Here is a 20,123-nt window from a genome sequence, read left to right as displayed (position 1 = left end):
CTGCGCGAGCAGCTATCACCCAGTAATGGGAATCCCCCTCCTGTGACGCGAAGCGCTAAGGTGGGGGAGGATGTCAAACTCCCGTCATTGGTGGTGGCAGTAATGATAATGGCTGGCGCCGGGGCTTGCCTAATCGGCCCGGGTCATTCGGCCCAGGGCATCTCGGGCAGGCTGTCGAGGAACTCGCCGTAACGGACGAGGTTGAAGGGGCCCTGTTCGGCCTCCATGGCCATGAGTTCGGCGCCCAGGGCGCAGGCGATGTATTGCAGCGCCTCTTCCCGCGGGGTGCCCTTCATCACCAGGCGCATCAGGGTGGCTTTCACCTGGAGGGGATGGCCGTCGGCGAGCTGGTTCTCCACCATCTCCAGCAGTGTCTCTTCATCAAAAAATTCGGGGGTATCGGTCATGGCCGTTCTCCTGCCTGTTCCATGGGGTGGGCAGTATAGCGGGGACGCGGCTCCCGGGGGCGAAAATATCGTCCGGGTCTTGCCAAGGAAGCGGGGCGGGAGCAGTCTTGGACACTCTCTCTGCCGAACGAGCCCATGTCATGATCCTCTCCGAGCGCCTGGAACTGCGCGAACTGACCGTTGTCGATGCCCCCTTCATTCTCGAACTGCTCAACGATGGTGATTTTCACCGCTACATCGGCGATCGCGGGGTGCGTACCCTGGCGGATGCCGAAAACTACATCCAGCAGGGGCCTGCGGTCAGTTATGCCCGCCACGGTCACGGACTCTATCTGGTGGTGCGGCGGGAAGACGGGGCCAGGCTCGGCATCTGCGGGCTCATCAAGCGCGATACCCTGCCCTGTGAAGACATCGGCTATGCCTTCCTGCCCGCCTGGCGCGGCCAGGGCTATGCCATCGAAGCCGCGCGGGCGGCCATGGCAGATGGCCGCGAACGGCTCGGCATCGAGCGGGTGGTCGCCATCGTCACTCCGGGCAATGAGCGCTCGGTCCGGCTACTCGCCAAGCTGGGGCTGAGTCAGGGCAAACGGGTCAGGCTGGGAGTCGGCGAGGAGGAGTGCCTGCTGCTGGAGGCGCCGGACAAGGAGACTTGCGGGGTCTAGCCACCGCTCGGGGAGCGGGGCCATGCAGACTATGACGTCAGGCAAGGAGGCCGCCGTGAGTTGCGGCCTGTCTGCATCGGGCGCGGCCTGGGCAGGCAAGGTCAGTTGAGCTCTTCGATGGAGAACTCGCCTGCGATGCCATCACAGGAGATGGCGAAGCCGCCGCTGAAGCGGGTGCTGAACTGGATCAGGAACGCATCGTCGTCGTGCTCTTGCACGGGCAGGTTGATGGGTTTGCTGCGACGCAGGGGTTTGCGGATCTGTACGTGTTTCATCATGGTATTTCTCTATATAAATTAAGTGTTTGCTCCTTGTATTGGCAAATGTCAGGTCAATGGGCGCGGTCAGCACGATGGCGGACGAGCGCGCAGGAATACCCAGCCCGGTTCAGGGGCGTCTGCACTTTCAAGGAAGGCGCCAAGGACCACGCGGATGCATGATGCTACTTGGGAGTGGGCAGATCGGGTCTGCACCGTGAGAGCCGGGCAACGCAGGCAGACAGCCTGAACGGTTCTCAAGGCGAGTAAATCAGAAGAAGGTTATGCGGGTACTGGCAGGATTCATCGTGAGGTGAAGCATTGCGAACATAATCAGGGCTGATTAACTAGCCGGCGCGCATTCTCTCCTCGAAATGTGTAAAAAGCAAACACTAATTGTGCGTTCACCCAGTCATTCCCTGTTTTTCTCTGCCACGGGGATGACAAAAGGGCTCCCTTGGGAGCCCTTTTCATTGCCGGTCAGGGACGGGCTCAGGCGTCGCCACAGGCCTTCTTGGCGGCGGTGATCATGGGGGTAATGGTCATGCCCTGTACCACGATGGAGAACATCACCACCGAGTAGGTCATCACCAGGATCACCTGGCGCAGATCGACGTTGTGTTCCGGGATCATCATGACACCGGATGGCAGTGCCAGGGCCATGGCCATGGCCAGACCGCCACGCAGGCCGCCCCAGGTGAGGATGCGCACCGAGAAGGTGTTGTAGCTGCGGAACTTGCGGAACGTCACATAGGGCAGGGAGACGCTGATGAAGCGGGCAGCCAGGCAGAGCGGCACCGCGATGACCAGCAGGATCCAGTCGCGCCAGTCGAGGTCCAGCAGCACCAGTGCCAGACCGATCAGCAGGAACAGCAGGGCGTTGAGGAACTGATCCATCAACTCCCAGAAGTGATCCAGGTGGTGCTGGCTCTGCTCGGAGAAGCCGGAATGACGGGTCCAGTTGCCGATCATGATGCCGGTCACCACCATGGCCAGGGCGCCGGAGACGCCGATCATGTTGGCGAAGGCGAAGCCCGCGGTCGGGATGCAGAGGGTCAGCAGCAGCTCCAGGGAGCCGTCGTCGGTGGCGCTGATCATCACGTGGGCGATGAGACCCAGCACGGCCCCGAACAGGATGCCGCCGAGAGCCTCATGCAGGAACAGACCGGCCACGCTGCCGAAGGTGGGCTCCACGCCGCCAAAGGCCACGGCAAACACGGTGGCGAAGATGACCAGACCGACACCGTCGTTGAACAGGGATTCCCCCTCGATCTGGATGGCGATCTGGGGTGGCGCCTTCATCTTTTTGACGATGGCCAGTACGGCAATCGGGTCAGTGGGGGAGATCAGGGCACCGAACAACATGCAGTAGACCAGCGGCACATCCCAGCCCAGCAGCTTGGCGATGAACCAGAAGCCGTAGCCGATGAGGAAGGTGGAGAGCAGGGTGGCGGCTATGGCCAGAATGGTGATTTCCCACTTCTGGCTACGCAACGCCTTGAGGTTGATGCCAAGGCCGCCGGCGAACAGCAGGAAGCCCAGGATCCCCTTCAACAGGAAGTTCTGGAAGTCGATGCTCTCCATGGTCTTGATGGCGAGAGGCTCCAGATTGAACCAACCCAGTTTGCCAAACAGCACCAGCAGCGCGGAGATCAGCATGGAGCCCGCAGTGATGGCGATGGTGGTCTGGATCTTCACAACATACTGGTTGGCAAAGGCGATGAAGATCGCCAACGCTGCCAGGAAGCAGAGTGTGTAGTAGACGCTCATAGTTATTTTTCTCTTTGGTAAACAGCAAGCACGTATCCCTCTTGAGGACGGGCATAGGGTACTCCCGGGTTAGATCATGCTCATTACCTATTTATGGTTATATTTAATCGTCACCACGGACAGATAGACGGCTAGATTTCCATTTAATTTGATTGCTGCTAGGATGGGCATCACGCAGTTGCATGGATGTAAGGGGTACGAGCGGTGTCGAGCAGAGAGTCGAACAAGAAAGCGGATGTCACAACCAGGCTGGAAGCCTGTCTCAAGGAGCGGATCCTGATCATCGACGGGGCCATGGGCACCATGATCCAGGGTTACAAACTCGGTGAGGCGGACTATCGGGGGGAGCGGTTTGCCGACTGGCATACCGACATCAAGGGCAACAACGACCTGCTGGTGTTGAGCCGTCCCGCCGTCATTCGCGAGATCCACGACCAGTATTGTGCCGCCGGGGCCGACATCCTCGAGACCAACACCTTCAACGCCACCCGCATCGCCATGGCGGACTACGAGATGGAAGCGCTCTCGGCCGAGATAAACCGGGAGGCGGCCCGCCTGGCCCGCGCCGTGGCGGACGAGTGGACCGCCAAGGACCCGGCGAAACCGCGCTTTGTGGCAGGGGTACTGGGCCCCACCAACCGTACCGCCTCCATCTCGCCGGACGTGAACGATCCGGGCAAGCGCAACGTCACCTATGACGAGCTGGTGGCCGCCTACACCGAATCGACCCACGCCCTCATCGAGGGCGGTGCCGACATCATCCTGATCGAGACCATCTTCGACACCCTCAACGCCAAGGCGGCCGCCTTCGCGGTGGACCTGGTGTTCGAGGAGCTGGGTTACAGCCTGCCGGTGATGATCTCCGGCACCATCACGGACGCCTCCGGTCGTACCCTCTCGGGCCAGACCACCGAGGCCTTCTACCACTCCCTTCGCCACGTCAAACCGGTCTCCTTCGGCCTCAACTGTGCGCTGGGGCCGGACGAGCTGCGCCAGTACGTGGAGGAGCTGTCCCGCATCAGCGAGACCCATGTCAGCGCCCACCCCAATGCCGGTCTGCCCAATGCGTTTGGCGAGTACGATCTGGACGCGGTCGAGATGGCGGAGCATATCCGCGAGTGGGCCCAAAGCGGCTTTCTCAACCTGGTGGGCGGCTGCTGCGGCACCACCCCGACCCACATCCGCGCCATGGCGGACGCCGTGGCGGGCATCAAGCCCCGCGCCCTGCCGGATCTGCCGGTAGCCTGCCGGTTGTCGGGCCTGGAGCCTCTCATCATCACGGCGGACTCCATGTTCGTGAACGTGGGTGAGCGGACCAACGTCACCGGTTCGGCCAAGTTCAAGCGCTTGATAAAAGAGGGGCTCTACGACGAGGCCCTGGATGTGGCCAAGCAGCAGGTGGAAAACGGCGCCCAGATCATCGACATCAACATGGATGAGGGGATGCTGGACGCCGAGGCGGCCATGGTGCGCTTCCTGAACCTCATCGCCGGGGAACCGGATATCGCCCGGGTGCCGGTGATGATCGACTCCTCCAAGTGGGAGGTGCTGGAGGCGGGCCTCAAGTGCGTGCAGGGCAAGCCGGTGGTCAACTCCATCTCCATGAAGGAGGGGGAGGACAAATTCATCGAGCAGGCGAAACTGCTGCGTCGCTACGGCGCCGCCGTCATCGTCATGGCGTTCGACGAGGTGGGCCAGGCTGATACCCGTGCCCGCAAGTTCGAGATCTGCCAGCGCGCCTACCGCATTCTGGTGGACCGCGTCGGCTTCCCGCCGGAAGACATCATCTTCGACCCCAACATCTTCGCGGTGGCGACCGGCATCGACGAGCACAACAACTACGCGGTGGACTTCATCGAGGCGGTGAAGGACATCAAAACGCACCTGCCCCACGCCATGATCTCCGGCGGCGTCTCCAACGTCTCCTTCTCCTTCCGTGGCAACGAGCCGGTGCGCGAAGCCATCCACGCTGTCTTCCTCTACCACGCCATCAGGAACGGCATGGACATGGGGATCGTCAACGCGGGCCAGCTTGCCATCTACGAAGACATCCCGGCCGAGCTCAAAGAGAAGGTCGAGGCGGTAGTGCTGAACCTCAACGACAACGCCACCGAGGCGCTGCTGGCCATCGCCGAGAAGTATCGCGGCGCGGGTGCCCAGGCGGAGGATCCGCGGGATCAGGAGTGGCGCAGCTGGCCGGTGGGCAAGCGGCTCGAACACGCCCTGGTCAAGGGGATCACTGATTTCATCGAGGAGGACACCGAGGAGGCGCGCGCCCAAGCCGAGAAGCCGCTGCACGTCATCGAGGGGCCGCTGATGGACGGCATGAACGTGGTGGGCGATCTGTTCGGCGCCGGCAAGATGTTCCTGCCCCAGGTGGTGAAGTCGGCCCGGGTGATGAAGCGGGCGGTGGCCTACCTGCAACCCTACATCGAGGCGGAGAAGTCCGGCGGTTCCAGCAACGGCAAAATCGTGCTGGCCACCGTCAAGGGCGACGTGCACGACATCGGCAAGAACATCGTCGGGGTGGTGCTCCAGTGCAACAACTTCGAGATCGTGGATCTCGGGGTCATGGTCTCCTGCGAGACTATCCTCAAGACGGCCCGGGAAGTGAACGCCGACATCATCGGCCTGTCGGGCCTCATCACTCCGTCCCTGGACGAGATGGTGCATGTAGCAAAGGAGATGGAGCGTCAGGGGTTCAAGCTGCCGCTGCTCATCGGCGGTGCCACCACTTCCAAGGCCCACACCGCGGTGAAGATAGAGCAGAACTACTCCGAGCCCGTGGTCTATGTCTCCAACGCCTCCCGCGCCGTGGGGGTGGCCCAGAGCCTGCTGAGCCCGGAGCTCAAGCCCGCCTTCGTCGCCCGCATCGACAAGGAGTACGAGATTGCCCGGGATCAGCATGCCCGCAAGCAGCCGCGCTCCAAGCCGGTCAGCCTGGCCCATGCCCGGGCCAACCGCCATCAGCTGGACTGGGTGGGCTATGAGCCCCCGGCGCCCCGGGAGCCCGGCGTACAGAAGTTCGAAAACGTGCCCATCTCGGTGCTGCGCCCCTACATCGACTGGACGCCGTTCTTCCTGAGCTGGGAGCTGGCGGGCAAGTTCCCCCGCATTCTGGAGGATGAAGTCGTGGGGGAGGAGGCGACGCGCCTCTACGCCGACGCCAACGCCATGCTGGACCAGCTGGAGAAGGATCAGAGCGTGCGCTGCGCCGGCATTGTCGGCCTGTTCCCCGCCAACGCCGTGGGGGACAGCATCGAGGTCTACACCGACGAGACCCGCACCCAGGTGCGCAAGGTGCTGCACCACCTGCGCCAGCAGAGCGAGAAGCAGGGCTTCCCCAACTACTGTCTGGCGGACTATGTGGCGCCGAAGGAGAGCGGCAAGCCCGACTGGATCGGCGCCTTCGCGGTGACCGGCGGCATCGGCGAGGAGGCCATCGCCAAGGCCTACAAGGCGGACCACGACGACTACAACGCCATTCTCATCCAGGCGGTGTGCGATCGCCTCGCCGAGGCCTTTGCCGAATACCTCCACGAGCAGGTGCGCAAAGTGCACTGGGGCTATGCCCCGGACGAGGCACTCAGCAACGAGGAACTGATTCGCGAAAATTATCAGGGGATACGTCCGGCGCCGGGCTACCCGGCCTGCCCGGAGCACACCGAGAAGGGGAGCATCTGGGAGCTGCTGGACGTGGAACAGGCCATCGGCATGCAGCTCACCGAGTCCTACGCCATGTGGCCGGGGGCGGCGGTATCCGGCTGGTACTTCTCCCACCCTGAGAGCAAATACTTCGCGGTGGCCCAGATCCAGCAGGATCAGGTGGAAGACTACGCCCAGCGCAAGGGGATGACCCTGGCAGAGGCCGAACGCTGGCTGGGACCCAACCTGCACTGATCCCCGTCTGCCTCGCCTCACGCGGTGCGGGGCAGACGCCGGGTACGCACGCCATATCGAGGTTGCCATGAAGATTGGATTTGTCGGTCTGGGGGCTGTGGTGCAGACAGCCTATCTGCCTGCACTCGCAGCCCTGGCCGAAAATACCGAGATATGGGGCTTTGATCCCGCCATCACCCTGCCCGGCGTCATGTCTGCGCCGACCCTGGAAGCCCTGCTGGCCAAACCCCTGGATCGGCTGGTGATCGCCACCCCTTCCCTGCTGCATCTGCCCGTGTTGGAGCAGGCACTGGCCAGCGCCATTCCCCTCATCCTGGTGGAGAAACCCGTGGTGGCCACCCTGGCCCAGCACGATCGCCTGCACGCCCTGCTGGCGGACCCCGAGGTCGCAGCCAGGGTGCTGGCGCTGGATCACTGGATGGCCCGCAATGCCGTCCAGCAGTTGCTGCTGAGCGGCAAACTGGATGAAGGCTGGCAGCCTCGGGAACCAGGCGGCGCCGGGGTCGGGCTGGCCACCCTCGCCGATATCAGCGCGGTGGAGGGCTTTTTGCTGGAACCCTGTGGCCTGGACGAGGCGGGGCATCCCTATGCCCTCAACTTCGCCACCGGGGAGCCGGATCGGCGGGTCCTGCGCCATCCAGACGGGGTGATCCTCGACATCGGCACCCATCTGCTGGCGATGATCCGGGAACTGCTGGTGGCCCTGGGTGGGGACGACCGCCTGCACCTGATCGCGGAGGGCGTCTGCGACCGGCTGGGGCAGCCCATCCGGCGCGGGGATCTGGAGACCGCCGAGGGGCGGGCCTGCCTGCGCGGCGAGGCGGCAGGGGTGCCCCTGACCCTCTGGCTCGACAAGTATGCCGGTCCCGGGGTGGAGAAGAAGGGGCTTTGCCTGCACTTCAAGGACGGGCGGCGCATCGAGCTGCTTCGCCGCGGCAACCTGGAGTGGTTGCACCATCACGACGTCGACGGGATGCGGGGCTGGCAACATGAGGGGCCCCTCTATCGCCACTGTATCGCCCAGACCCTGCTGGCCCCCGTGCCTTTGGGAGGCTGGGCCGGCACCACGGCGCGCCGTTTGCAGGAGGTCGCCCTGCTGCTTGAGTTGCAGCAAGGGCTGCGCGGCCCCCATTGACGTCGCTGTGCGCCATCCGGCATGAGGGCTGGTGGCTGGCGCCGTCTTGCAGAACGGTCCGTTCTTGAGTGCGGCACTCTCGGTTTTTGCCCGTTCTTGCAGAACCGCGCATGGTGAGGGGAAAGGATTGGCGTTGCCAGTCGTTCATGGCACCTTATACTCTCCAGTCCGATTATCAGGTCTGCCATTTCCATGAATATTGCCATTTTATCCCGTGAGCCCAACAACTACTCCACCCGCCGTCTGGTCGAGGTGGCCCGGGCCCGTGGGCATCAGGTCGAGGTGCTCGACACCCTGCGCTGCTACATGAACATCGCCTCCCACAGCCCCTCCATCCATTACGAAGGACGGGAGCTGGAGAGCTATGACGCCGTGATCCCGCGCATCGGTGCCAGCATCACCTTCTATGGCACCGCCGTGCTGCGCCAGTTCGAGATGATGAGCACCATGGCTCTCAACAGCTCGGTGGCCATCTCCCGCTCCCGGGACAAGCTGCGCGCCATGCAGCTGCTCTCCCGTCACGGCATCGGCCTGCCGGTGACCGGCTATGCCCACAGCACCCACGACGTACCGGATCTCATCACCATGGTGGGGGGCGCCCCCCTGGTGGTGAAACTGCTGGAGGGCACCCAGGGGATTGGCGTGGTGCTGTGCGAAACCCAGAAGGCCGCCGAGAGCGTCATCGAGGCCTTTATCCAGACCAACAACAACATTCTGGTGCAGGAGTACATCCGCGAGGCCAACGGCGCCGATATCCGCTGCCTGGTGGTCAACGGCAAGGTGGTGGCCGCCATGCGCCGCCAGGCCCAGCCGGGGGAGTTTCGCTCCAACCTGCACCGGGGCGGCACCGCCGAAGCCATCAAGATCACGCCGGAAGAGCGTGCTACCGCCGTGCAGGCCGCCAAGATCATGGGGCTGGACGTGGCCGGGGTGGACATCCTGCGTAGCGCCCGCGGCCCGCTGGTGCTGGAGGTGAACTCCTCCCCCGGCCTGCAAGGGGTGGAAGCCGCCTCCGGCAAGGACGTGGCGGGCAAGATCATCGAGTTCCTTGAGCTCAAGGCGAGCCGCAAGCACAAGCCGGCGGAATGAGCCCCAAACGAGTGTCAGAAAGGTAAACACAGGGCGCCCTCGGGCGCCTTGTTGCTATCTGGCGGGTGGGCTGGAAGGCAGCGGGCTTGCCGGGAAGTGTCTCCCTTCTCCCACTGTGTTGAACAGCCGGGGAGAAGGGCCGGGAATGAGGGCAATGCTGTTCAGATAAGCACTTTTTTGACTGATTATTCATAAATTGGATTTGAGTTGAGGGGGCAAGGCTGTGTCCAGTCGATCTTCCTCCAGCCTTTATCCAGCGGGGCTTGCAATAGAAAGAGGGAGGCATCATGCCTCCCTCGCTTTTTTGTCCTGATACTACGTGGACTGGAACTCAAATTCTCTTAAGTGAACAGCATTGCGGGAATGAGGGGGCTATGCCGCCCCGGGGGCTCCGGGGATCATCACCAGCCGGGCGCTGAAGACCCCATCCACCAGGTGGGTCTCAATCTGCCAGCCCAGCTTCTCGCAGATGCGCTGGATGATGGTGAGACCGCAGCCGTAGCCGAGGATCTGATCCGGTGCGGCGGCGGTGGGGTTGCTGATGGTGAGCACCTGCTCGTGCAGGGTGATCTCGATGTGCCCCTCGGCGTAGCTCAGGGCGTTTTTCAAGAGGTTGCCGAGGGCGATGGCGAGCAGGGAGAGGGGGGCCTGCACCTCGCTCTCCTCGTCCAGTTGCAGGCGAATGTCCAGCGTCTCCCGTTGCAGCAGGGGGGCGAGGCGGGTCAGTTCCCGGCGAATGAGCGGCGCCACCTGCTGGGGTGGGCGCTCCACGGCCTCCTTGCGTCCCAGCAGCAGGAAGGTCTCGGTGAGCAGGGCCATCTCGTCGGCGGCGGCGCGGATGCGGCTGACGGCGCGGGCTGCCGGGGCGGGCAGGTCATTCACCTTGCCGAGCAGGGCCGCGGATCCCTGGATCACCATGTTGGGGGTGCGCAGCTCGTGGCTGGCAAAGCGGCTGAACTCCTGTTCACGGGCAAACACGGCGGCTACCTCGTGCTTGCCCGCCAGCAGCGCCTGTTCTATCTCTCGCAGCTCCTGCCAGGGAGCATCGGGCACGAAGTCCCCCTGATCCGGGGTGAGGTGGGCGACCCGCTGGCGCAGCCGCTCCAGCGGCCTGGTAATGTGACGCACCAGCCAGATGCCGAAGGCGAGGCTCCCCAGCAGCAGGGCCAGGCCGATGAGGCGGGTCACCAGATGCAGCTTGGCTTCGTAAGGGTCCAGATAGTCGTCCGCATCGTCGTTGAACACCAGATAGAGCAGCCCCTGACCCGAGGGGTGGGCGCGTACCAGGAAGTGCTTGTCCTCCCGGCCCAGCTGATGCTCGAAGAAGCCGGGGCTCTGGTAGGCCTTGAGCCAGGCGGGCAGGCGGCCCGCCTCTGTCCAGTAGCTGGAGAACTGGCGCGGGCTGGGGGCGGGGGCCGCCATTCCGAGGCGCAACCAGTCGTCGTCATAGCGGGTTGCCTCCGCCTCCAGCCAGTGGCGCAGGCTCAGCTCCTCCATCTTGTTCTCGGCCACCACCATCAGCAGGCTCAGGATCACCAGCAGCAGCAGACCGGCCCCTCCCAGCGCCAGCACCAGGCGCCGGCGCAGGCTCGGCAGACCGGAGGCAAGGGGCGGCGTCGGGTTCGTCATGGGGTCACCAGCCGGTAGCCCTGGCCGTGCAGGGTCTCCAGCATGGGGGTGGGGAAGGGCTTGTCGAGGGCGCTGCGCAGGGCATAGATGTGGCTGCGCAGGGCGTCGGAGTCGGGCTCCTCGTCGCCCCAGACGGTGTCGAGCACCTCCTTGCGCGTCACCAGCTGGGGCGCGCGCTTCACCAGCAGGGTGAGGATCTGGAACGGGATCTTGCCGAGCTTGAGCTCCACCCCGGCGCGGGTGGCGCGGCCGCTGGCGGGATCCACCGTCAGATCGCCAAAGCCGAGCACGCCCATGTCCCCTCTGGGGCCACGCAGGCTGAGGGCCTCCAGGCGCACCTCCAGCTCCTCCATGGCGAACGGCTTGACCAGATAGTCGTCGCCCCCCGCCCGAAAGCCTGCCAGCTTGTCCTCCAGGCTGTCGCGGGCGGTGAGAAAGAGCACCGGGGTCGCGATGCCGTCCGCACGCAGCCGCTCCACGGTACGCAGGCCATCGAGGCGCGGCATCATGACATCCATGATGATGACGTCGAAGCGCTCCTGGGCCAGCAGTTGCAGCGCGGCCTGGCCATGATAGGCGCAATCCACCCTGTGCCCGGCCAGCGCCAGATAGTCCATGATGGTCTCCGCCACCTGGGGACTGTCTTCCACCACCAGTATTTTCATGCTCTGATCTCCTGGTCTGTACCGCTATTTCACGGCCATTTCACACCGGATGGGTCATCCTGTGTGCCAGTGTAACCCCGAGGATCCCCGATGAAGAAGTCTCTCCGCGCCTTCTGGTTATTGATTCTATTGCCTTTTGGTCTGGTGCAGGCGGCCGAGTTCAAGCTCACGGGCCGCACCACCTGGCAGCTTGGCCAGTTGATGGTCAATGGCATTCCCTTCGTGATCGATGAGCGCACCCGCTTCAAGGATGGCCTGGATGAGGACGATCTCGGCGGGACCTGGGTCGATCTGGAAGGGGTCGTGCAGGAGACGGCGGCAGGGGCGCGGCGGCTCGTTCGCGAGGTGGAGGCGCTGGAAGAGGAGGACGAGATGGAACTGGAAGGGCCGGTGGAAGGGGGGCGGATCTGGGGCTATGTCACCTCGGATGGGAGCCTCTCCCCGTTCGAGGGACGCTGGCTGGAGCTGGAGTGCAAGTTTGACGGCATGCGCCTGAGCCAGTGCCGGGAGGATGACTGACCGGTCAGGGCGGACCGGGAAAAATTGCCCCTCCGGGGCCATAGTTAAACCTCACCCCGTGACCCCGGACCGCCTGCCATGACCCGAACCGCACTCTGCCTGCTGCTGTTGCCCTTCTGCACCCTTGCCGACGACGCCGAGCTCTGGCTGGTGGAGCTGGAGCACAACGACGGGGTGCGCCTGCAATTCCAGGGGGCTGAGCTGGAGCTCGGCAGTGCCGAACTGCACGGCGTGGCGCAGCCGGACGGACTCGTGCCCGGCATGCACCTCGCGATCCAGAGCCGCTACGGCGTCGCCGAGACGATCCGGGTGCTCGACGGGGCGCCGGATCCGGCGCTCGGGGCCAGTTGGCGGCGGGCGGAGGATCGACTGCTCGCCCATAATCAGCAGGCATTGCTGCTACAGGATCTCGGCGTGCTGGTGTTTGATGCTGACACTCGCTGGATCAACGGCAGCGCCGCCGATCTGCAACCGGGTCGCCGCCTGGTGCTGAGCCGGGATGAAGAGGGCCGCCTCACCGACATCCTCATTCCTGACCCCGAGGATCCCCTCGACGCCGAAGAGTGAGACCTCTCTCCCTTTCCCCTTGTTAATGGCTTGTACTTTAAATTTCCCCACTTATACTGGCGCACATCTTGTCGGAGTGCTGACCGTCGAACGACGCTAAGCTGAGACCGTTAATTCGGGATCCGTGGAACCTGATCAGGTTAAGACCTGCGAAGGGAAACAAGGGTAACTTGCGGGTTACCGCGCCGGGGAAGGCACACCTTCCCGCCAGCTGGAGGCAGACCGCCTCTGGCTGGCACAGGCGCACAGGGGGAGGTTGTCCCGTCCGGTTGTCCTTAGGGCGCCGGGTTTCCAGACTAGGGAAACACCGGGACAGCAGAGCAGGGAAGATCCATGCCCCACTCACTCCCCCGAGCACACCCCGCCGCAAGTTCATCTTCTCCTCGAACTCCAGACAAGCAAACACCCATAACTTCAACCAGTTAATGTGAGTTTTGCTATGTCTACCAATGTATCTGATACCACCAAATCCAGCCGCCGCGAGCAGCGCTCCAGCGCCCAGACCTTTATCGACAACCTCAAGGGGATGGCTCACCCCAACTCCCGCCGCATCTTTATCGAAGGCTCCCGCGCCGATATCCGGGTGCCTTTGCGGGAAATCCAGTTGGCCGACACCTTCGTCGGCGGCACCAAGGACGCTCCCCAGTTCGAGCCCAACGAGCCGGTGCCGGTTTACGATACCTCGGGCCCCTATGGGGAAGAGGCCGCCCCCATCGACGTGCGCCGCGGTCTGCCGCGCCTGCGCGAAGCCTGGGTGCTGGAGCGTGCTGACACCGACGCGCTGGAGGGGCTGAGCTCCACTTTCACTCAGGAGCGGCTGGCGGACGAGGGGCTGGATCACCTGCGCTTCGAACATCTGCACTCTTCGCAACATAAGGCCCGCCGTGCCAAGCCGGGCCGCCGGGTCACCCAGCTGCACTATGCCCGCCAAGGCATCGTCACTCCCGAGATGGAATTTATCGCCATCCGCGAGAACATGGGCCGCGAGCGGGTGCGCTCAGAACTCTTGCGCACCCAGCACCCGGGTCAGGGCTTTGGCGCCAGACTGCCCCAGAACATCACCCCCGAGTTCGTGCGCGATGAGGTGGCCGCCGGTCGCGCCATCATCCCCAGCAACATCAACCACCCGGAAGCGGAGCCCATGATCATCGGCCGCAACTTCCTGGTGAAGATCAACGCCAACATCGGCAACTCGGCGGTCACCTCCAGCATCGAAGAGGAAGTGGAGAAGCTGGTGTGGTCCACCCGCTGGGGCGCCGACACCGTGATGGATCTCTCCACCGGCCGCTACATCCACGAGACCCGCGAGTGGATCCTGCGCAACAGCCCGGTGCCCATCGGTACCGTGCCCATCTATCAGGCGCTGGAGAAGACCAACGGCATCGCCGAAGACCTCACCTGGGAGCTGTTCCGCGACACCCTGCTGGAGCAGGCCGAGCAGGGGGTGGACTACTTCACCATCCACGCCGGCGTCTTGCTGCGCTTCGTGCCGATGACCGCCAAGCGCCTCACCGGCATCGTTTCGCGCGGTGGCAGCATCATGGCCAAGTGGTGCCTGTCGCACCACAAGGAGAACTTCCTCTACGAGCACTTCCGCGAGATCTGCGAGATCTGCGCCGCCTACGACGTGAGCTTGTCGCTGGGTGACGGTCTGCGTCCGGGCTCCGTCTATGACGCCAACGACGAGGCCCAGTTCGCCGAGCTGCGCACCCTGGGCGAGCTCACCAAGATTGCGTGGGAGTACGACGTGCAGGTGATGATCGAGGGCCCCGGCCACGTACCCATGCACATGATCGAGCGCAACATGACCGAGCAGCTGGAGCACTGCCACGAGGCGCCCTTCTATACCCTGGGCCCGCTCACCACCGACATTGCCCCAGGGTACGATCACTTCACCTCCGGCATCGGCGCCGCGCTCATCGGCTGGTACGGCTGCGCCATGCTCTGCTACGTGACCCCCAAGGAGCACCTGGGCCTGCCCAACAAGGAGGACGTGAAGCAGGGGCTGATTACCTACAAGATCGCAGCCCACGCCGCCGATCTGGCCAAAGGCCACCCGGGCGCCCAGATCCGCGACAACGCCATGTCCAAGGCGCGCTTCGAGTTCCGCTGGGAGGATCAGTTCAACCTGGCCCTGGATCCCGACACCGCCCGCGCCTACCACGACGAGACCCTGCCTCAGGAGTCCGGCAAAGTGGCACACTTCTGCTCCATGTGCGGGCCCAAGTTCTGCTCCATGAAGATCACCCAGGACGTGCGCGATTATGCGGCGAAACTGGAAGCCGTGGAGATCAAGCTGGTCGGCATGGACGGTCAGCAGGAGCGGGTGGTGGCCGAGGTGGAGAGCGGCATGGCCCGCATGGCGGAAACCTTCAAGGAGACCGGCGGCGAGATCTACCATCAGGCGGCGACCCTGAAGCAGGCCGCAGGGGAGGAGGCGTGAGCAGCGAGCGCGGGGCTGTCAGCCCCGCCGACCTGTCGCCTGTGACGCAGGCCCGCCCCGTGGTCTGGACCATCGCCGGGTCCGACTCCGGCGGCGGGGCCGGCATTCAGGCCGACTTACACACGATGCATGACCTCGGCGTGCACGGCTGCTCCGTCATCTCCGCCATCACGGCCCAGAACTCGGTGGCGGTGAAGATGGTCGACCCCGTGCTGATGCAGACCTTCGCCGCCCAGATCGATGCCCTGGGGCTGGATCTGCCACCCGCCGCCATCAAGATAGGCCTGCTGCCGACCCGGCTGCATGTGGAGGTGCTGGCACGCAGGTTGTCGACCGTCGAGGCTCCCTTCGTGGTCTACGACCCGGTGGCCATCGCCAGCACCGGCACCCCCATGGCGGAGCCCGGCATGCTGGTGGCGGTGCGCGAGCACCTGCTGCCGCGCCTCTCCTTGATCACCCCCAATGGTCCCGAGCTGGAAGCCCTGACCGGCCTGCCCGCCACCAGTCCCGAGCTGGTGCGCCTCGCCGCCCGGCGGCTGCGCGAACTCGGCGCTCGCGCCGTGCTGGTCAAGGGGGGCCACCTTGAATGGGGCGGGGATCTCTGCCTCGACTACTACCAGGATGAGACCCGCGAATTCTGGCTCGCCGCGCCGCGCCTCGATACCCGCCACGGCCACGGCACCGGCTGCGCTTACGCCAGCGCCATCGCCGCCGTGGTGGCGCAGGACTATCCGGTGGAGGACGCCATCACCCTGGCGCGTGCCTACCTGCAACAGGGGCTGGCGGCGGCGCAGGGGGTGGGGGCAGGCCCGGGGCCCATCGCCCATCTCGGCTGGCCTGCTGATCTTGCCCACTTCCCCCGTGCCGTGCTGGCGGGCTCACCGCTCGATCGCCGCTTTGGCCTCTTTTCTGTTGAAGGGATGGAAGCGAGCAGCGCCCGTCTGCCGCAGGGCCCCTTTGCGCCGACCGAGCACCACCTCGGCCTCTATCCGGTGGTGGACTCGGTCAAGTGGCTCAAACGCCTGCTGGGGGCCGGGGTCAAGACCATCCAGCTGCGGATCAAGAATCTGCCCGCCACAGAGGTGGCGCCGGCCATTCGTGATGCGGTCGCGCTCGGTCGCCGCCATGGGGCGCGGCTCTTTATCAACGACTACTGGCAGCAAGCCATCGAGGCGGGCGCCTGGGGCGTGCATCTGGGGCAGGAGGATATGGAGACCGCCGATCTCGCCGCCATTCAGGCGGCGGGGCTGCGTCTTGGCATCTCCACCCACGGCTACTTCGAGCTGATGCGGGCCCGCGAGCTGGCCCCCTCCTATATCGCGCTGGGCCATATCTTCCCGACCAACACCAAAGCGATGCCTTCGCGCCCCCAGGGGCTGGCACGGCTGCACCACTACCGCGCCCTGATGTGCGGCTGGCCCACGGTGGCCATCGGTGGCATCAGCGAGGAGCGGGTGGCGGCGGTCAAGGCAAGCGGGGTCGGCAGCATTGCGCTGGTCTCGGCCATCACGGCGAGCGATGACTGGCAGGGGGCGACCGAGCGGCTGCTCGCTGCCGTGGGGGCGGGGGATGAACCGCGCTCGGCCTGCGTGATACGGGAGGCAGAACATGCGCTCTGATGCCGCTTCTCTTAGTGACAAAGAGTATCTGAGATACGGCCGCCAGCTGATGCTGGCGGAAGTGGGGGAAGCCGGTCAGGCGCGGCTCAAGGATAAGTCCGTGTTGATCGTGGGCCTCGGCGGGCTCGGCTCGCCGCTCGCCCTCTATCTCGCCGGGGCCGGGGTGGGCACTTTGTGGCTGGCCGATGGCGATACGGTGGACTCCAGCAATCTGCCGCGCCAGATCCTGTTCGATAGCGAGGCGGTCAACCACTCCAAGGCGGAGCTGGCCCGCGAGCGCTTGTCCTCCCACAACCCGCTGGTGGAGCTGATTGCCATCAATCAGCGACTCGATGCCGCCAGCCTGCCGGCGTTTGTGACCGAGGTGGATCTGGTTGTCGACTGCTGCGACAACCTCGCCACCCGCCAGGCCATCAACGCCGCCTGCGTGGCTCAGGGCAAGCCCTGGGTCTGTGCCGCCGCAGTGGGCTGGCAGGGGCAGCTGATGGTGCGTACCAGCAGCGATCACGCCTGCTACGCCTGCCTCTATCCGCTGGATACCAAGGTGAGTCAGAGCTGCGAGACCAGCGGTGTCACCGGCCCGCTGGTGGGGGTGATGGGCTCTTTGCAGGCGCTGGAGGCACTGAAAATGCTGCTCGGGATGCCGAGCCCGGTGGCGGGCACATTGCGCCGGTTTGATGCCCTGACCCATCAGTGGCAGACCCTCACGCTGGCTCCCGACCCCGATTGCCCGGTCTGCGGCAGCACCCACCCGGCCCTGGAGAATTAACCATGAAGATCCGATTGAACGATATCGAGCTGACGCTGCCCACCGGCCAGCGCCTGACTGAGCTGCTGGCGGTGCAGGAGATTCCCCCTCAGGGGGTAGCGGTGGCCCTCAACGGCGCCGTGCTGCCCCGTGGCCGCTGGGCCGAGACCCGTCTCAATGACGGGGACGAACTTCACCTCTTCACCGCCATTGCCGGAGGCTGACCCATGATGCTCGCAGTCCCATCTTCGCGTGTTCTGCCTTGCGGCGGCACTTCATCTCTTCTTACCACTGTGGCGGGAGGCTGACATGCTCAAGATTGCCGATCACACCTTCTCTTCGCGCCTCTTCACCGGCACCGGCAAGTTTGCCCGCCCGGAACTGATGGCCGCCGCCATCGAGGCAAGTGGCTCCCAGCTGGTCACCATGGCCATCAAGCGGCTCGAACCGGGCAAGGCCCACGACGATATCCTCACGCCCCTTCGGCAACTCGGGGTCAAGTTGTTGCCCAACACCTCGGGGGCAAAGACCGCCGCCGAGGCGGTATTTGCCGCCCACCTCGCCCGCGAGGCGCTGGGGACGAACTGGCTCAAGCTCGAGATCCACCCCGATCCCCGCTACCTGCTGCCAGACCCCATCGAGACGCTCAAAGCCGCCGAGCAGCTGGTGAAAGAGGGCTTTGTGGTGCTGCCCTACTGCGGTGCCGACCCCGTGCTGTGCAAACGGCTCGAAGAGGTGGGTTGCGCCGCCGTGATGCCGCTGGGCGCCCCCATCGGTTCCAATCAGGGGCTGGTGACCCGGGAGTTTCTCTCCATCATCATCGAGCAGGCCAATGTGCCCGTGGTGGTGGATGCGGGGATCGGTGCACCGAGCCATGCGGCCGCCGCCTTTGAGCTGGGCGCCGATGCCGTGTTGGTCAACACCGCCATCGCGGTGAGCGGCGACCCGATCGCCATGGGCCGCGCTTTTGCGCTGGCCAGCACTGCCGGACGCAGTGCCTATAAGGCAGGCCTCGGCGCCCGCGCCCTGCAGGCCCAAGCCTCCAGCCCGCTTACCGATTTTCTGGGGGCGTTATGAGTCAGCATGCCAATGACCCCACCCCGACCCTCCCCTTGCCAGGGGAGGGAGTGTCGACTCCGCCCTCTTGTGAAGTAGGAGATCGGGGGGGCGGATTAACACCTCCCCCTTGTGAAGGGGGAGGCCGGGAGGGGGTTGAGAGAAAGTCGGAGAGTTTTCTCGATAGATGGCAGGAGCTGGAGTGGGACGATATCGGCATGCAGATCCGCGCCAAGACCGCCGCCGATGTAGAGCGGGCGCTGACTACCTCCCGCCGCACCCTGAGCGATTTTATGGCGCTGATCTCGCCAGCCGCCGAGGCGTATTTGCCGCAGATGGCAGCCGAAGCCGAGCGCCTGACCCGCCAGCGCTTTGGCAACACCATCGGCTTCTATGTGCCGCTCTATCTGTCGAACCTCTGTGCCAACGACTGCACCTACTGCGGCTTCTCCATGAGCAACCGCTTGAAGCGAAAGACTTTGAATAGCGAGGAGATTGAGCGCGAGTGTCTGGCCATCAAGGCGCGGGGTTTTGACAGCGTGCTGCTGGTGACCGGCGAGCACGAGCACAAGGTGGGGCTCGCCTATTTTCGCGAGGTGATGCCCATCATCCGCCGTCACTTCAGCACGGTGGGGATGGAGGTGCAGCCCCTCTCGCAAGCCGAGTACGCCGAGCTGAAAACCCTCGGCCTCGATTCGGTCATGGTCTATCAGGAGACCTACCACGCCCCCACCTATGCCCGCCATCACCTGCGCGGCAACAAGCAGGACATCGCATGGCGCCTCGCCACGCCGGATCGGCTCGGCCGCGCCGGTATCGACAAGATAGGGCTGGGGGCGCTCATCGGTCTCTCTGCGGACTGGCGTGCCGACAGCTACTTCGTCGCCGAGCACCTCGCCTGGCTTGAGCGCCACCACTGGCAGAGCCGCTACTCGCTCTCCTTCCCGCGCCTGCGCCCCTGCACCGGTGGGCTGGAGCCTGCCGTGGTCATGTCGGATCGCCAACTGGCCCAGCTTATCTGCGCATGGCGTCTCTTCTCGCCCACGCTGGATTTGTCCCTCTCCACCCGCGAGTCCGCCACCTTTCGCAACGGCGCGGTGCGTCTTGGCATCACCCAGATGTCGGCCGAGTCGCGTACCCAGCCGGGTGGCTATGCCGAGGGGGATAAAGAGGAGCTGGAGCAGTTCGCCATCCACGACGACCGCCCGGTGGGGGAGGTGGCCGCCGCCGTGCGGCAGGCGGGTTTGCAGCCGGTGTTCAAGGACTGGGAACCCTTCCTGGGCCGATAGGGGCGGCCACGCCCCCCTTTGCCGGTGGCATCCCGGCATGGTTGGGCGGTGTTCGGCCACACACCTTGTTGGTGGCGACGATTTGGCTCCCTCCCCTGCGAAGGGGAGGGCTGGGGAGGGGTCTTGATGCGATATTTCATTGCCATCGTAGGGTCGATTAGCCGTCAGGCGTAATCGTCCGTTCCGAGGTATGGCGCGTTGGCGGCAGGGGCCGTTGTGTGGGGGGGGCACGGCTTTGCCGTGCAGGACGCGAGGCAGTTGGCATCGAAGGGGTTTCGCCCGCCCTTCGGGCTTGGTCGAGTGACTTTGGAAAGACCCGCTCTTATCAAAAAATGCACCAAAGGTCTTCTCCCCGTTTATTCGCCCGA

Annotated in this window: 17 protein-coding genes and 1 riboswitch; of the genes, 12 read left to right on the top strand and 5 right to left on the bottom strand. The window is 64.6% G+C overall.

Going from position 1 to position 20,123, the window contains the following annotated elements; all coding sequences use genetic code 11:
• Positions 1-143: 143 nt before the first annotated feature.
• Positions 144-407, bottom strand: a complete 264-nt coding sequence (locus PG892_RS12815) for a hypothetical protein (RefSeq protein WP_039040440.1) — start codon at positions 405-407, stop codon at positions 144-146.
• 140 nt (positions 408-547) lie between these two features.
• Between PG892_RS12815 and PG892_RS12810 the strand changes: the two genes are divergently transcribed.
• Positions 548-1,069: a GNAT family N-acetyltransferase gene (locus PG892_RS12810; protein ID WP_257711914.1), complete on the top strand. Its 522-nt coding sequence runs from the start codon at positions 548-550 to the stop codon at positions 1,067-1,069.
• 101 nt (positions 1,070-1,170) lie between these two features.
• Here PG892_RS12810 and PG892_RS12805 read toward each other — a convergent pair whose 3' ends face one another.
• Both PG892_RS12805 and PG892_RS12800 read right to left on the bottom strand, forming a co-directional pair.
• Positions 1,171-1,347, bottom strand: coding sequence for a hypothetical protein (locus tag PG892_RS12805; RefSeq protein ID WP_010672653.1), 177 nt, complete (start codon positions 1,345-1,347; stop codon positions 1,171-1,173).
• Positions 1,348-1,818: 471 nt separating this feature from the next.
• Positions 1,819-3,096 (bottom strand): cation:proton antiporter, encoded by a 1,278-nt coding sequence (locus PG892_RS12800; protein WP_041214319.1) that lies wholly within the window; start codon positions 3,094-3,096, stop codon positions 1,819-1,821.
• Between the two features lie 204 nt (positions 3,097-3,300).
• Here PG892_RS12800 and metH point away from each other — a divergent pair, with 204 nt between their 5' ends.
• The 3 genes from metH to rimK all read left to right on the top strand — a co-directional run bounded on the left by metH (position 3,301) and on the right by rimK (position 9,220).
• Positions 3,301-6,996, top strand: a complete 3,696-nt coding sequence (gene metH, locus PG892_RS12795) for a methionine synthase (protein ID WP_052815859.1) — start codon at positions 3,301-3,303, stop codon at positions 6,994-6,996.
• A 67-nt stretch (positions 6,997-7,063) separates the two neighbouring features.
• A complete protein-coding gene (locus PG892_RS12790) occupies positions 7,064-8,131 on the top strand; it encodes a Gfo/Idh/MocA family oxidoreductase (protein ID WP_270825461.1) in 1,068 nt (355 codons plus the stop codon).
• A gap of 192 nt (positions 8,132-8,323) precedes the next feature.
• Positions 8,324-9,220 (top strand): 30S ribosomal protein S6--L-glutamate ligase, encoded by an 897-nt coding sequence (rimK, locus tag PG892_RS12785; protein ID WP_010672657.1) that lies wholly within the window; start codon positions 8,324-8,326, stop codon positions 9,218-9,220.
• 372 nt (positions 9,221-9,592) lie between these two features.
• On the opposite strand, the gene PG892_RS12780 is transcribed toward rimK, so the two are convergent.
• Both PG892_RS12780 and PG892_RS12775 read right to left on the bottom strand, forming a co-directional pair.
• The gene (locus tag PG892_RS12780) at positions 9,593-10,849 is read right to left on the bottom strand and encodes a sensor histidine kinase (RefSeq protein WP_124245175.1); all 1,257 of its coding nucleotides are present in this window, start codon (positions 10,847-10,849) and stop codon (positions 9,593-9,595) included.
• The gene (locus tag PG892_RS12775) at positions 10,846-11,514 is read right to left on the bottom strand and encodes a response regulator transcription factor (protein WP_270825460.1); all 669 of its coding nucleotides are present in this window, start codon (positions 11,512-11,514) and stop codon (positions 10,846-10,848) included. The genes PG892_RS12780 and PG892_RS12775 overlap by 4 nt, the downstream gene beginning before the upstream one ends.
• A 90-nt stretch (positions 11,515-11,604) precedes the next feature.
• Here PG892_RS12775 and PG892_RS12770 point away from each other — a divergent pair, with 90 nt between their 5' ends.
• The 8 genes from PG892_RS12770 (at position 11,605) to thiH (ending at position 19,755) form a co-directional block, all read left to right on the top strand.
• Positions 11,605-12,033, top strand: a complete 429-nt coding sequence (locus tag PG892_RS12770; RefSeq protein WP_039040447.1) for a hypothetical protein — start codon at positions 11,605-11,607, stop codon at positions 12,031-12,033.
• Positions 12,034-12,111: 78 nt separating this feature from the next.
• On the top strand, positions 12,112-12,600 hold the full coding sequence (locus PG892_RS12765; RefSeq protein ID WP_270825459.1) for a hypothetical protein: 489 nt from the start codon (positions 12,112-12,114) through the stop codon (positions 12,598-12,600).
• 62 nt (positions 12,601-12,662) lie between these two features.
• Positions 12,663-12,776: riboswitch (TPP riboswitch) on the top strand.
• A 263-nt stretch (positions 12,777-13,039) separates the two neighbouring features.
• Positions 13,040-15,043 (top strand): phosphomethylpyrimidine synthase ThiC, encoded by a 2,004-nt coding sequence (thiC, locus tag PG892_RS12760; protein ID WP_270825458.1) that lies wholly within the window; start codon positions 13,040-13,042, stop codon positions 15,041-15,043.
• The gene (gene thiE, locus PG892_RS12755) at positions 15,040-16,662 is read left to right on the top strand and encodes a thiamine phosphate synthase (protein WP_104451990.1); all 1,623 of its coding nucleotides are present in this window, start codon (positions 15,040-15,042) and stop codon (positions 16,660-16,662) included. The genes thiC and thiE overlap by 4 nt, the downstream gene beginning before the upstream one ends.
• On the top strand, positions 16,652-17,431 hold the full coding sequence (locus PG892_RS12750) for a HesA/MoeB/ThiF family protein (protein ID WP_128318150.1): 780 nt from the start codon (positions 16,652-16,654) through the stop codon (positions 17,429-17,431). The genes thiE and PG892_RS12750 overlap by 11 nt, the downstream gene beginning before the upstream one ends.
• Before the next feature lie 2 nt (positions 17,432-17,433).
• On the top strand, positions 17,434-17,634 hold the full coding sequence (gene thiS / locus PG892_RS12745) for a sulfur carrier protein ThiS (RefSeq protein ID WP_039040452.1): 201 nt from the start codon (positions 17,434-17,436) through the stop codon (positions 17,632-17,634).
• Between the two features lie 85 nt (positions 17,635-17,719).
• Complete coding sequence (locus PG892_RS12740; RefSeq protein WP_270825457.1) at positions 17,720-18,487, top strand: thiazole synthase; 768 nt, start codon at positions 17,720-17,722, stop codon at positions 18,485-18,487.
• The gene (gene thiH, locus PG892_RS12735) at positions 18,484-19,755 is read left to right on the top strand and encodes a 2-iminoacetate synthase ThiH (protein WP_270825456.1); all 1,272 of its coding nucleotides are present in this window, start codon (positions 18,484-18,486) and stop codon (positions 19,753-19,755) included. Before PG892_RS12740 ends, thiH begins: the two co-directional genes overlap by 4 nt.
• Positions 19,756-20,123 lie beyond the last annotated feature (368 nt).

The organism is Aeromonas sp. QDB68, from assembly GCF_027707405.1.
Classification (GTDB): domain Bacteria; phylum Pseudomonadota; class Gammaproteobacteria; order Enterobacterales; family Aeromonadaceae; genus Aeromonas; species Aeromonas caviae.
The sequence above is the reverse complement of the archived record's forward strand: the minus strand, read 5'-3'. Positions and strand labels throughout refer to the sequence as shown.

Excerpts from the sequence above, each read along its gene's own strand:
- PG892_RS12805 (WP_010672653.1), bottom strand. The coding sequence starts at position 1,347 with ATGATGAAACACGTACAGATCCGCAAACCCCTGCGTCGCAGCAAACCC.
- PG892_RS12790 (WP_270825461.1), top strand. The coding sequence starts at position 7,064 with ATGAAGATTGGATTTGTCGGTCTGGGGGCTGTGGTGCAGACAGCCTAT.
- PG892_RS12770 (WP_039040447.1), top strand. The coding sequence starts at position 11,605 with ATGAAGAAGTCTCTCCGCGCCTTCTGGTTATTGATTCTATTGCCTTTT.
- thiS (WP_039040452.1), top strand. The coding sequence starts at position 17,434 with ATGAAGATCCGATTGAACGATATCGAGCTGACGCTGCCCACCGGCCAG.
- PG892_RS12775 (WP_270825460.1), bottom strand. The coding sequence starts at position 11,514 with ATGAAAATACTGGTGGTGGAAGACAGTCCCCAGGTGGCGGAGACCATC.
- PG892_RS12740 (WP_270825457.1), top strand. The coding sequence starts at position 17,720 with ATGCTCAAGATTGCCGATCACACCTTCTCTTCGCGCCTCTTCACCGGC.
- PG892_RS12780 (WP_124245175.1), bottom strand. The coding sequence starts at position 10,849 with ATGACGAACCCGACGCCGCCCCTTGCCTCCGGTCTGCCGAGCCTGCGC.
- PG892_RS12810 (WP_257711914.1), top strand. The coding sequence starts at position 548 with ATGATCCTCTCCGAGCGCCTGGAACTGCGCGAACTGACCGTTGTCGAT.
- thiC (WP_270825458.1), top strand. The coding sequence starts at position 13,040 with ATGTCTACCAATGTATCTGATACCACCAAATCCAGCCGCCGCGAGCAG.
- rimK (WP_010672657.1), top strand. The coding sequence starts at position 8,324 with ATGAATATTGCCATTTTATCCCGTGAGCCCAACAACTACTCCACCCGC.
- PG892_RS12815 (WP_039040440.1), bottom strand. The coding sequence starts at position 407 with ATGACCGATACCCCCGAATTTTTTGATGAAGAGACACTGCTGGAGATG.
- PG892_RS12750 (WP_128318150.1), top strand. The coding sequence starts at position 16,652 with ATGCGCTCTGATGCCGCTTCTCTTAGTGACAAAGAGTATCTGAGATAC.
- PG892_RS12765 (WP_270825459.1), top strand. The coding sequence starts at position 12,112 with ATGACCCGAACCGCACTCTGCCTGCTGCTGTTGCCCTTCTGCACCCTT.
- PG892_RS12800 (WP_041214319.1), bottom strand. The coding sequence starts at position 3,096 with ATGAGCGTCTACTACACACTCTGCTTCCTGGCAGCGTTGGCGATCTTC.
- thiH (WP_270825456.1), top strand. The coding sequence starts at position 18,484 with ATGAGTCAGCATGCCAATGACCCCACCCCGACCCTCCCCTTGCCAGGG.